Origin of the sequence: Haloimpatiens myeolchijeotgali (genome assembly GCF_042688525.2) — a bacterium.
Classification (GTDB): Bacteria; Bacillota; Clostridia; order Clostridiales; family Clostridiaceae; genus Haloimpatiens.
On record NZ_JBHWAB010000001.1, the window covers coordinates 1,706,120 to 1,719,761 of the forward strand.

General features: G+C 27.0%; 5 protein-coding genes and 2 pseudogenes. 6 read left to right on the forward strand and 1 reads right to left on the reverse strand.

Annotated elements, in window-relative coordinates:
* The first annotated feature begins 84 nt into the window (after window positions 1-84).
* From ACFIJ5_RS07695 to ACFIJ5_RS07715, 5 genes and pseudogenes are all read left to right on the forward strand, one after another.
* Window positions 85-938: pseudogene (locus ACFIJ5_RS07695) on the forward strand (AAA family ATPase).
* An 801-nt stretch (window positions 939-1,739) separates the two neighbouring features.
* A complete protein-coding gene (locus tag ACFIJ5_RS07700) occupies window positions 1,740-3,311 on the forward strand; it encodes a competence protein CoiA family protein (protein WP_379805716.1) in 1,572 nt (523 codons plus the stop codon).
* Window positions 3,304-5,319: a coiled-coil domain-containing protein gene (locus ACFIJ5_RS07705; protein ID WP_379805718.1), complete on the forward strand. Its 2,016-nt coding sequence runs from the start codon at window positions 3,304-3,306 to the stop codon at window positions 5,317-5,319. The genes ACFIJ5_RS07700 and ACFIJ5_RS07705 overlap by 8 nt, the downstream gene beginning before the upstream one ends.
* A 1-nt stretch (window position 5,320) precedes the next feature.
* Complete coding sequence (locus ACFIJ5_RS07710; protein ID WP_379805720.1) at window positions 5,321-6,370, forward strand: hypothetical protein; 1,050 nt, start codon at window positions 5,321-5,323, stop codon at window positions 6,368-6,370.
* A 19-nt stretch (window positions 6,371-6,389) separates the two neighbouring features.
* On the forward strand, window positions 6,390-11,693 hold the full coding sequence (locus tag ACFIJ5_RS07715) for a DEAD/DEAH box helicase (protein ID WP_379805722.1): 5,304 nt from the start codon (window positions 6,390-6,392) through the stop codon (window positions 11,691-11,693).
* A 355-nt stretch (window positions 11,694-12,048) separates the two neighbouring features.
* On the opposite strand, the pseudogene ACFIJ5_RS07720 reads toward ACFIJ5_RS07715, so the two are convergent.
* Window positions 12,049-12,920, reverse strand: a pseudogene (locus tag ACFIJ5_RS07720) (IS256 family transposase); the annotation flags it as partial.
* 333 nt (window positions 12,921-13,253) lie between these two features.
* On the opposite strand from ACFIJ5_RS07720, the gene ACFIJ5_RS07725 reads away from it, so the two are divergent.
* The gene (locus ACFIJ5_RS07725; protein ID WP_379805724.1) at window positions 13,254-13,628 is read left to right on the forward strand and encodes a hypothetical protein; all 375 of its coding nucleotides are present in this window, start codon (window positions 13,254-13,256) and stop codon (window positions 13,626-13,628) included.
* The last annotated feature ends 14 nt before the right edge of the window (window positions 13,629-13,642 follow it).

Below are 13,642 nucleotides of genomic sequence, written 5' to 3' on the forward strand. Positions count from 1 at the left end.
TACAATATTATGTGTTTTGAGTATGAGGAAACAGAATATGATGTGAAGATTTATTTATATAATATTATGATAAGGAAGATGATAATGGTTTATTTGAATGTTTTTACATTTCCAAATGATGATATGGAATTTGATTTTTTAATAAAAGAAAAAAGAACGTGCTATGATTCATTTTATCCATTTAAGATATTATCAAGACATGGTTTTGAAAGAATTGATTTTGAGCCAGTTACGATTTTATATGGTGGAAATGGTTCGGGAAAATCAACAGCATTAAATGTGATAGCAGAAAAAACAGGAATCAATCGAGATTCTATTTATAATAAATCTAATTTCTATTCCGACTATGTCAATATGTATGAGATGCAACTTGAAGATGATATCCCTAAAAATAGTAGCATTATAACAAGTGATGATGTATTTGATTATATGTTAAATATCCGTAGCCTGAACGAAGAAATTGATCAAAAACGAGAAAAAATTTTTGAAGAATATTTGGATGCGAAATATTCTCATTTTCAAATGAAGTCTATAGCAGATTACGAGCAACTAAAAAAGTAAATATGGCTAAAAGTAAAACGCAGTCACGTTTTATGAGAAATGAATTGATGGCTAATGTGAGGGAATATTCAAATGGGGAAAGTGCATTTCGATATTTTTTTGAAAAAATCGATGAAAATGGATTATATATATTAGATGAGCCTGAAAACAGTCTTTCTCCAAAACGTCAGATGGAATTAATGAAATTCATTGAGGACTCTGCACGATTTTTAGGCTGTCAATTTATTATATCAACACATTCTCCATTTCTGCTTGCCATGCGTGGAGCAAAAATATATGATCTTGATGAAAATTCAGTTGATGTGAAAAAGTGGACAGAATTAGAAAATGTACGTACATATTATGAATTCTTTAAAAAATATGAAAATGAGTTTTAATCATATAACGATACACCTTTGTGAGGAAAATTTTTCATAGCAAAGTGTTTTTGGAAATATATAGGCAACAGGTGGAGAGAGTGGTTAGGCTAAGTAGGAGTTATGTAACTAAACAATAAACCTTTGCTTTTTATAAAAAAGATTTGATTTTACGGCTCACAGGCTTTGTCTGTGAGCTTTCCAATTACCCCAAAAGTAAGAGGAGAAAAGCTTGAGAAAAGCAGAACTTTATTTTAATTTAAAAAAGTTTTGCTTCAATGAAATGGAATAATAAGTATAAAATTATGTTGGAAAAAATATTTAATATTTTATTGTTGTTACGGATATTTTTGAAATTGATAAGAAATCTTTAGTATTTTATAGTAGAATATAATTGTATTATATTCAATTAAAGGAAATTAAATATAATTATTAATTCATTTTAGATAATACACAAATGATTGTAAGAAAAATTAAAAGAACTAATTATTATATATTAATACATAAAAAACAATTAAAAATGTATTCTTAAAGTAGTAAATTTAATATTAAGAACAGTATTTGAATGTAAAAACATTGCAAGTATTATATGCAAAAATGAAAATATAAAGAAAAGTTAACGGGATAAATGAGTTCTTTCAAGATAGAGATTAAGCATTTTGAAAATAAATTTTTCAAGAAATTTATAATGTATAGATTAAGAAATGTTCACTAGAATTTGACATAAATTTTATTGTGAGAGATTGAAAAGCTTTTTAAATAAATTAATAGAATTAATAGATAAATATATTAGTGTGGTTGTAAATTACGGGGGAGGTAAATATGGAAAGTGGTATTGATAGTCAAGGGAGAAAAGTTCATTATAAAGATGCTTTAGTAGGAAAACGATATTTTTGTCCTTATTGTACAGAAAAATTAATTTTGAGAAGAGGAAAAAAAGCTTGTTTTGCACATAAAGTAATAAAAGAGAGAACACCGCTGCAACGTACATGCCCTGAGTATCATGAAAATACAAGCTATAGAAAAATTGATAATGCAGCAGATATTGTATACATTAACAATGGAGGGATACCATTATATCTATGTAATGATGGTAATAAATTTGAACTTCGTGCGTATTTCCCTAGTATAAGCGAAAGGTGTAGAAGTAAGCTAATAGAAAATGAAACAGAAGTTTTTATTAATAAACAGAAGTGGTGTTGTGTAGAAAATTTAAACTATTATATAGTATACGATATTAGAAAATGGATATATGTTGATATTAAACCAACTACAGAATTTCAAGAAGTAAAGAGAAAGTGGTTATATGGAATAAGAGGTATTGATATAGAAAATGACATATACCATGCTAATAATGAAGGAGGATATCGTGTAGCTATAAAGACTAATATCTATGTTGGGAAAAAATATAGGATGATGTTTTCAAAAGATGCACCGCATGTTTTTGGAATTATGTTTAAAAATATAGGTAAAATTAGATTAAAAGAAGCCGGAGAACAAAAGATATTTGATATATATGAAATGAAAATTACAAGATTTACAAAGAAAGCAAGACAATTTATAGATGGAAAAGGCTATCATCTTGTTGAAAAAATAAGTAATGTTATACCTCTATGGCCACCTGCTGTGTGTAAAGGAAATGAGTTGATTTTTGATAATGATAAAGCATGGTTTTATCATTCAACTAAGGGTAATAATGAATATTTTCACGAGATACAAGAAGGAAGAATATATAGATTAATAGGAAATAAGATTTTTAAAATTTCCAATATATCTATATGTAGTGAGAAAGTTATTGTAATTACAAATAAATTAGTTCATGATCAAGAAATAGTAGGTGTTGCAGCAGAAATTAAATATATTTTAAATTATAAAAAAAAGTTAAATGACAAAAAGCTATTAGATTCTAAAATAATAATAAAAGATATTGAAGGGCAATTTATTGATTATAATCAAAGTAATAATCCTATTCCTAAAGATGGCAGGTTATTTATTCAGTCGAATGTTCCAATTATAGCAAGAGTAACAAAAGAGAATTATTGTGTATATTCAAGTACATATAGTTTAGATGAAATATCCTATGGAAGGGCAATAAATATTGATTGTAAGGGGTTTGGAAATATATATTATAGGTATAATAAAGTCTATACAAATAACGAAAAAATAAATCAAGTAGATTGGAAAGCAATCTTTCGAAAACTTTATGAATGCAGAGGAACAATTGTAGTTCCTACTTATAAAAATAAAATATTATTGTACAAGATTAAGAATAATCTTAATAAAGAAAATAGGGGTGTTTATGAAATTTTATATAAGTGGATTCGAAAAGGGGAGGTACCTGTAGGTGCACAAAGTCTTCTATGCGAGATTGAGAGGGAGATATACAATGATTAAGTTAAAAAATTTGAATAAAGATGAAAAGATGTTAATGATAGAATTCTTACCTATAAAAGAAGTAATTAAATTTTTAAAGAAAAATAGTAAATTATTTAAAAATAAATTTGATGGAGCGTATTTTAATCCAAAATCAAAATTATTGCAAAAAAAGATACCGAAGGTTTTTACAAATGCAATTGAAGAGGGGGATAAAATAACAATTGATTTTATTAAAATAATTCTATATGAAAAACTAGAAGAAATTAATCAATATGTAAAGTCAAATTTAAATATATCTAAAAATATAGAAGAAATAGTACAAAAAAAGCAGATGAAAGAGTATATAAAATTAATGATTATTCTATTAGAAAAAATAGAACCTAAATATATTATGTTATTTTTTACTTTAAATGGGATTCAACTTAAAGTAAGACAAAAAAAACTAGTTCAAAATAGTATTGAAAAAGCTATTGAATATAAAGAAATAAGAGAACAAGTACAGGAAGAAGAAAGAAAAAAATTAGAAAGAACATATAGAGATAAAATTAATCAAGTAGAGAAAAAAGAACAAATTTTATTAAAAAATGAGAAAAATATAAATAAAAGCTTGAAAGACAAACTCTTAGAAAAAGATAGAATTATTAAAGAAAAAAGACAGAAACTTAATTTAAAAATTAAAGAAATAGAAATACAACAAAGGGAGTATAGTAGTTTAAAAAATAAGTTAGATATATCAGAGTCTGAAATTAAAAGAATTAAGGAAAAATTAAAGGATAACAAAGAAAGTTGTAAGCAAGATTTAGAAAGGGAAAGACAAGAGAATGAGGAATTACAAACAATAAATGAAAAACAAAAGTTGAAAATTAAGCAGTTAAATAATGAATTAAAAGAACGATATGAAATCTATAGTAAGAAATACATAGAAAAATGGGAAGAAGAAAATCAATCAATAATAGATAAAAAAATAAGTTTAACAGAGGAAATAAGGAGTCTAAATGATACTATTAAAGTATCACAAAGACAAGTTATGAATTTAGAGGAAGAAAAAGATAAGGTTCAGAAAAAACTGAGAGAATATAATAGTTTAGTAACTAATTTTATTAGTAATATTGATAAAGAACTTATTAAGTCAGCATTGAAATCATCAATTTTAAATTCAAAAGAATTGATACAAAAAAAAGAAAATCATATAGAATTATATATTAAAAATCAAATCAAGTGTGACAAGATAAATACTTGTGAAAGTATAGAGGAATGGACAAAAGTAGTAGCATATAATCTAAAAAACATAGGTATAAGAAAGAATAGGACGGAATGGTCAGATTATATAGTAAGTGTGTTAGCGGCTAAAATAATACCACTTATTGTAGGATGTAAAACTAGAGAAATTGCTAAAGCTATAAGCTATACATATGCAGGAGAAACACCTCTTATTGTTACTTTACCAAGTGGGTATAGTGAAGTAAATGAGTTGATAGACCTGTATCATAATTCTAAAGCTAAGGTTATTTTAATAGAAGGTGTAGTAGGTCAGATTAATGAATCTTTAATGTTACCACTTTTTAAAGAATATATTGAGACAGAAGAAAATGATAGAATTATAGTGGCTTCATGTGAAGATATTAATATGGTTAATTTAATGCCTTCATATTTATTGGAATATATGGCTCTCATTAAAATAACAGATATTAGACCAGTAGTGCAGCATAATTATGTTTGTACTGATAGTACAAGCTTATTGCAATTAATGAGAAAAAATGAGTTAGAAATAAATGATAGTTATAAAAAACTAAGTAAGTTACTCAAACATATTGAAGTTGTTAATGCGTATATAATTACGAGGAGTTTAATATTAGCTTATTTATGCAATGAGAAAGAGATGCAAAATGCACTAGTATGTTTAAGCATATGTGATTTAAAATTAATGTTTAAAGATAATGATGTAAGGGAAAAGATTGCAAACAATATAGATAACTATCAAAATGATTTCACACAAGAGTTAAAAAATCTTATAGTAGGTGAATAAAATGAATGAATTAGTACAGCAAATTTCTAGAGACTTATCAATATTTCCATGTGATGATGAAACATATGGCGAATATGGTAATAGAGTTATATATTGTGCTTTAGTAGCATGGGCAAAAGTTCAAGTTTTAGGTACTTCATATGTTGAAATAGATGGAAAAGGGAAAGAGTATCCATATGTAAGTCAACGTTATATCATTGAAAGGATGAATAATATTGTTGGGGGATTACTTGAATCTATCCCTCATTTAGAAGCATGGGTACATATAAGTAAAGATCAATCAGTAAAAAAAAAATTGAGTAAATATATACTTGAAAAATTGATTTTCTGTTATCAGATAAGTGAGACATGTAATATACACTGCTTAACATCATCACCTGAACAAATAGTATACTTTAAGAATAATGAACTGATTTTAGGTGGTACAGATTGGAATAGCAATCTTAATAATGCATATTCTATTGGCTTAGGGGCATGGAGAAATAAAAGAAATCAAAGTAATTCTAATTATAGAGGAATATTTAATATACCTGAATGTAGTTTAAATGAGTACTATAGGTCATTAGAAAAAAATGCATTGTGGCAATCAAATCAATTAGAGGATGAATATGAATATTTTAGTGGGCAAACTGGTCTTTGGCATAATAAGGCTTGGAAAAAATTCAACAAAGCACATATTCCTAAAGGAATTTCATTACTTCGAAAAAGTAATCAGAAATATAAGTATATTTTATTATGGTATAAGAACGAAGGCTTTTTTACAGCTAAGTTAGATGAATGGTATTACAAAGAAAAAGAGATAAATAGAATTATGTATGCTTTAGAGTATCATTGTGGTAAACCTGCTCAATTTAAAGCAAAAAGAAATAGAGAAATGATAGAGTTACATTGTCATAGTAGATTGCCTAATGCAGAAAATAGAATACTGTTAATGGCATCTTGGCCTAAGAGAAGATATAATGATATTTATTTAAGAAAAATACCTATATGCATATGGGAAGATATAGAAGATGTACTAGGTGGATTAGGTATTCAAGTAGTATTTGAATAATTACAAAGGGGGAAAAATAGTGAGTGAATTAGGAATTAGAAAAACACATGAAAAGTTAAAAGAGAGACTTATAAATTATATTAAAGCTCAGTATTTTGCTGAAAATGATTTGTTACTAGAAGCTACAGAATCAATATTAAATAAAGAAGGTGTATTGTTTCAAGAACCTTTTATTGAGGCAACACAAAATTATAAGATTGAAGTAGAAGGATTTGAAAATGCAGATTTAGATGATAATATAAAGAGATACTTAGATTATTTGATAAAGCATAATTTAGGTGTTTTTAATACACCTTTTACACATCAAGTTAAAGCACTTGAAGCTTATTATCAGGATAAAGATCTATTAGTTACAACAGGAACAGGTTCAGGTAAAACAGAATGTTTCTTATGGCCAATATTAACTGAAATGGTAAGGCAAGTAGCAAATGATTCAGACGATTGGGAACAAGAAGGTATAAGGACGCTAATTTTATATCCAATGAATGCTTTAGTATCAGATCAATTAGGCAGAATACGTAATATTGTTGGAAGAAAAGATGATGCTTATATGAAACTTATGAAACAGGAAAGTAATGATAATATAAGAAGATTGAGATTCGGAATGTATACAGGACGTACACCTTATCCTGGAAAAAATGATAAAGATAAAAATAAAAATCTTGCAAAATTGTTAGAGAAAACATATATAAATTGTAAAAAAGAAGTAGGGAAAGAATTAAAAAAAATAGGCAGAGTTCCAGCTAAAGATTTAAGTGACTTTATTTGTAGTTTAAATAAAAATAATCAGTCAACTGGAATAAATGATGCAGAACTATTGACACGTGCTGAAATGCAGGAAATATGTCCGGATATTCTTATTACTAATTATAGTATGCTTGAATATATGCTTATGAGACCTATTGAACAATGTTTTTGGGAAAAGACAAGAAAGTGGTTAAAACATTCAATTAATAACAAACTGTTGTTAGTTATAGATGAGGCACATATGTATAGAGGGGCAGCAGGTGGAGAGGTTTCTTTATTAATTAGAAGATTAATGGATAAATTACAAATTGGTAGGGATAAAATAAGGTGTATTTTAACTAGTGCTAGCGTGCCTCAAAAAAAAGAAAAGGAATTGCGAGAATTTGTTTGTGGACTAACAGGACAAAGTATAAATAATTATAATTTTGCTATTATCGAAGGAGAAAGGACACCACTATTAGGTCATGGGAAAGGTAATAAAGAAGATGTGAACCGTCTTTTGCAGCTTGATTATGATAAACTACAAAGTAATAATAAGAAAGAAATGGGCGAGCAACTTAATATACTTACCAAATTATTTAGATGGGGATGTGTAACAAATAATTACAATAATTGGCTTTATGAAAAAATGTCTAAGTATCCACCAATGTTAGAACTAATTGAAGTATGTAGTGGTAAAGGGGTTGCATTTGAAGAAATTGCAAATAGTGTTTTTGAAGGTGTTTCTCAAAAAGATGCAGAAGGAGCAATAGAAATTCTTTTAGTATTAGGTACTTTATCAAGATCAAAAGATGAAAAAGTATTACTTCCAGCTAGAATACATTTGTTATTTAGAGGAATAAATGGACTGTATGCTTGTCTAAATCCTGAGTGTGAAGATAACCATGAAGTAATGGGAATAAAGATAGGCCATATTAGTAATACACCTAGTTTTACATGTCCAAAATGTGGAGGAAGAGTTTTTGAGCTTATAGGAGATAGAAGATGTGGTACATTATTTATTCGTGCGTTTAAAGAAAGTGATAGTATAGGACATCATTCATTTCTATGGCAGGATAATAGTAAATTTATTAATAACCCTATGGAAATACACTTATGGTTAGCACCAAAAGGTAGGACTGATATATTTAAAGAAGGAGTGAAAAATAGTAAAGCAAAAAAAGAATCTGTATTTGGATATATTAATAGTCAAACAGGTATTTTGTATGAGGGAGAAAAATTTTGTGGTAGAAAAGGTTTTATTAAGGTATTAATACCAAGAAAGTATGATGAAAAAAGAAAAGTTTATACTTTTAAAATATGTCCAAACTGTGGAAGAGAAAAAAACAAGCTGACATCATTTAAGGTAAGAGGAAACGAGCCTTTTGCTAACTTGGTTACAGAACAATTAATTGATCAACCAGTTAAGGATATGAAATTAAAAAATGAAGGTAAAAAAGTACTTCTATTTTCTGATAGTAGACAGCGAGCAGCTACATTGGCAAGAGACTTGACAATAGCAACAGATGGAGATGCAGGTAGACAAGCTATTTTTATGGCACAAAAAGAGTTAGAAAAAGAATATGGAAAAAATCAAAAATCGCTTAATATATTGTATTATGCATTTCTCAAAGTAGTTGATCAAAATAAAGTTTCTTTTTTCTATGGAGATGAGAAAGAAGAACTTAAAGAGCAATTAAAGCGTTATCGAGAAATGTATGGTGATTACGAAGATACAGATTATGAAGAGATGCAAGATATAGGGGTTCCACCTAAGATGTTTTATCAACTTTTTTTAAAGAATATTAGTGATAGTTATCGTTCTTTGAATAACCTTTGTTTAGGTCAAATTATACTTTTAGAACAAGGTACACATGTAAAAAAAATAGATAGAGTTATTTTGGAAAAGGCTAGGAATAGTACTGGATTAGATATAAAATTAATAAGGAAAATATATAATACATGGATTCAAAATATTTTAGTCAAAGATATAGCTATTTTCCCTTCAGTATCTGATGAAGTAAGAAATAGTATATTATCATTTGATAAAGGTAATTTAGGTATTAGTGAAAAAGAAAAGATGCCTAAATATTTAACAAATTTATTAAAGGTAAATGGGATAAAAGAAGATCAGATAGAAGAATTAAGAAAGAATTTTATATTTTTTCTTACAGATAGAAATAAGAGTAATGATGTATCGCATAATAACAGATATTTATTGCCTAATAATTTAACATTAAAAACAAATGAAAATGAAAAGTGGTATAGATGTAGTAAGTGCTCAGGTACATCTATGTTTACTCTATTTGATAGTTGTATTTATTGTGGTAGTAAAAATTATTTATCAGAAGTATCACAAAAAGAATTACAAAGATATGATTTTTGGAGAAAGCCTGTAATAGAAGCAACACAAGGAAGAAAAATTAAAAATTTCGTAACTGATGAGCACACAGCACAGTTATCGCATAAAGATCAAGCAAATGACATTTGGACAACTACAGAAGAATATGAAATGCGTTTTAGAAATATTGTAATGGAAGAAGATAGTGAACCAATTGATATCCTAAGTTGTACAACTACTATGGAAGTAGGAATTGATATTGGCTCATTAACAGCAGTTGGTTTACGAAATGTACCACCTATGAGAGAAAACTATCAGCAACGTGCTGGACGTGCAGGTAGAAAAGGAGCAGCTGTTTCTACTATAGTAACGTATACAGAAAATGGACCACATGATGCATGGTATTTTAATGATCCACAAGAAATTATTTCAGGTGAACCTAGAACACCTTGGATTGATTATACTAATAAAAAATTAATTAAAAGACATTTAAATTTAATTCTTCTGCAGGAATTTTTTGTGTCACGTGAAAGAAGTATAGAAGATATGGATGTCATTAGTTTTTTTTCACAAGGAAATGAATTAAATTATATAAAATTTCTTGAATGGTTGCAAGATAAATTGCCATTGCCACAGGAGAGAATAAATACGCTTATACCTAATAAAGCTATAATCAAGTGGAATAAATATAAAGAGTACATAATAGAAGAAATTGAAAGAATACAATCAAAAGTTAATCGAAATCCAATTACTTATAAAATAAAGAAAAAAAGTAAAGAAAATGATGTTAAGGAAGTATATATGTCATTACTAGACGTATTATTTAAGGAAGGATTATTACCAACATACTCATTTCCAAGAGATATTGTACATTTTTGGATTGAAAAAGAATATGGAAAAATAGATGAAAGTCCTGAAAGAAGTATTGATATTGCTCTTAGTGAATATGCACCAGGTCGTATGATAGTTGTCAATAAAAAATCGTATATTTCAGGTGGCTTATATGATCATTATACTAAATATGACAAAAATTATGCATATAAAGCTGCAGAGCCTTGGTTAAGGATGAATGAATATAATAAAAAGATTTATTGCTGTGAAAATAATAATTGTGGATGGTTTGGTTTAGAAAATAAAATGAAAAAGTGTCCATTGTGTGGAGGAAATTTAAAAGAAGAAACTTTAATTAAACCTTGGGGATTTGTAGCAAGAGATGGAATGAAAATTTCAGAAGTACGAGATAATCAAGAGTACTCAATTGTAAGTAAGCCATCATATGCTTCACTTTCTAATGATACAAGTAAAATGAAAGCAATATCAAAAACAAAGTTAATTCGTATGGAGAATAGAGAAGATCAACAATTAATTCTCATTAATAAAGGACCTAGTAATGAAGGGTTTGATTTATGTAGTAAATGTGGTGCCATTGATCCACATATAACTCCAGAAAACGATAAGAAAGAAAGAAAAAGACCATATAAAGTTCCTTATAGAGAAAAGAAAGATCTTCAAGTATGTTTTCATACAAGACAAAAAGTACTTTTGGGATGTGATATACTTACTGATATGCTTGTTTTAGAATTAAAGTTAGAAAAAAATAATATTAATATTAATAAAGAAAATTTAAATATATGGATAATACCTGCAGTAACATCTTTATCGGAGGCATTAGTGTTAGCAGCAAGTAAAGTTTTAGATATTGAATTTAGTGATTTAAAATCAGGATATCGTTTAAGATATGTAGAAGAAAATATTTATGTAGATATATATTTATATGATAGTTTATCTAGTGGAGCTGGATATGCAAATAGAGTAGGTAAATTAATAAAAGAAGTAATGAATGAAACTGAAAAAAGATTTAAAAAATGTAAGTGTGAAGCATCTTGTCCAAATTGTTTACAACATTTTTGGAATCAGTCTATTAAGGAAAATTTAGATCGTATAGCTGGTTTACAATTGTTAAATTGGGTAATGAAAGGCGAATTATGTACTGAAATCGATGTAGAAAAAGAAGAAAAGTATATAGAAACACTTAAAGAAATAGTACATTTACAAGAAGAACAAGGAGATATTATAAAACGAGGAAATAATTATTGGATAAATATGAGAGGAATAGAGAAAAAAATTAAAATATATCCTGCAATGTGTAGTTTAAATAAAATAAATAAAGATGAAAAAACAATTTTAATACCGGATAGATTATTTAAAGTGGCTATTGCAGATGTTTGGAAGATAGTAGAAAAACATATATTGTAGACAGCTGAAATATATACGTTAAAAGTAAAAGATAGAATTAAAGATCATGATAAGAATGAGAAAAATACTTGAAGTTATTTAAAGTAAATGCAAATGAAAATGCAGTAGATTTTACAATAAGAAAAAGGTTTTGAGTTTTAATTTTATTTTGCAAAATGTGAAGTAAATATAAGAATACATAAGAAATCACATAAAAGCTTTAAAGATAAAGTAAAAACCTTAATTAAGAGTCTGTCAAGAATTTTGTGTAAACTTCCATAAAAATTTTAAAATTAATATATTTTAAGAATAGCTAGGTAAGAGTATTATGATATAAATACCTAGTTATTTTAATTTATGTAATACTATTACAATGGAATCTTTCTAGCTCCGCTAAAGCAGCTTCTTCTGTTGTTGCTGTATATATTAGTTTTAAATCAGCATTAAATTTTTTTCTATCCTTGTAAGATACATATTTTGATGAATTCCTAATTTGATGTATTATACATCTTTGAATTTCAGTACGTGGATAAATTACTTTAATAGCTTCAGAAAATCCATTTAAACCATCAACACAAGCTATTAATATATCATTAATTCCTCTGTTTTTAAGTTCATTCAATACTAAAAGCCAATATTTTGATGTTTCATTTCCACCTATCCAAATACCTAAAACTTCTTTTATTCCATCTAAATTCACTCCTATAACTGCGTAAGCAGCTTTATTCACAATTTTATTATCTTGTTTAACTTTATAGTATATAGCATCCATAAATATTATTGGATATACAGATTCTAGAGGTCTATTCTGCCATTCTTTTGCTATAGGAGTAATTTTATTTGTTATGCCAGATATTAAAGTAGGCGAAGCCTCAAAACCATATATATTTTCTAAGTGAGTTGCTATGTCTCTTGTTGTCATACCTTTTGCATACATACCTATTACTTGATCTTCAATTCCTGAAACATCAGTTTGATTTTTCTTTACAACCTGCGGTTCAAATGAGCTTTCCCTATCCCTCGGTACATTTAAATCAAATTCTCCTAAATCTGATAACACTCTTTTAGAAGTACGACTATTTCTACTATTTGTGGTGTTTTTGTTTTTATAGTCATACTTTGAGTATCCTAAATGATTATCAAGCTCCGCTTCTAACATTTCTTTAAGTGTATCTGCAAATAATTCCTTTAATGTTTCTTGAACATCTTTGCACTTGTAGGCTTTGTTTCTTTAATTAATTCTTTAATAAGTTATTTTTTTGAAAAAGACATAATCTGCACACACTCCATTTTTTATAAGAATATTATGTCAATTTTTATGAAGTTTACACAGATTATTTTGCACTTTACTGAAATAAATATTGCTAACTTAAACTTAATATATTCTCAAGGTATTATTTTCTTGTATGTATAAAATAAATTATATTAATAATACCATAGATTTATTGTAGCTTTAAAATAAAGATAATTATATTAAAAATAAAGATAATTATATTAAAATACAAGAAAAATGTTGCTATTTGACAAAAAACTTAATTATGGTTTAAAATACCAATAAATAACTTGTGTAGGAGGTAACGTATGAAACTTGGAGATTGTTTAAAAAAGGAAATACAGAATCAAGGTAGAACAGTTAAATGGGTAGCTGATCAATTAAATATTAATTATAAAACATTTTGTGGAAAATTAGAGAGAAATTCTATTTCAGGTGAAGAGTTTTTAATGTTAATAGATATATTAAGTTTAGATATAAACCATATAAAAAATAATGTATTAAAGGAAGTTAATAATAAAATGAGTGTACAAGAAGAGGAAATATTAGACAGACAGTATAAAGGTAATATAGAGAAAGAAGATTTTTCTAAGTTTCCTAAAAGAAAGATACAAGGCAATACGAATAAAGTCAAAATGCGAATTAAAGGAACTAAAAGAATGATTGTAGGAGAAAAACTGTAATTAGTGATAAAATT

What these genes read in the sequence shown, in the direction of transcription:
- ACFIJ5_RS07700 (WP_379805716.1), top strand. Translation starts at nt 1,740, where the DNA reads ATGGAAAGTGGTATTGATAGTCAAGGGAGAAAAGTTCATTATAAAGAT.
- ACFIJ5_RS07705 (WP_379805718.1), top strand. Translation starts at nt 3,304, where the DNA reads ATGATTAAGTTAAAAAATTTGAATAAAGATGAAAAGATGTTAATGATA.
- ACFIJ5_RS07710 (WP_379805720.1), top strand. Translation starts at nt 5,321, where the DNA reads ATGAATGAATTAGTACAGCAAATTTCTAGAGACTTATCAATATTTCCA.
- ACFIJ5_RS07725 (WP_379805724.1), top strand. Translation starts at nt 13,254, where the DNA reads ATGAAACTTGGAGATTGTTTAAAAAAGGAAATACAGAATCAAGGTAGA.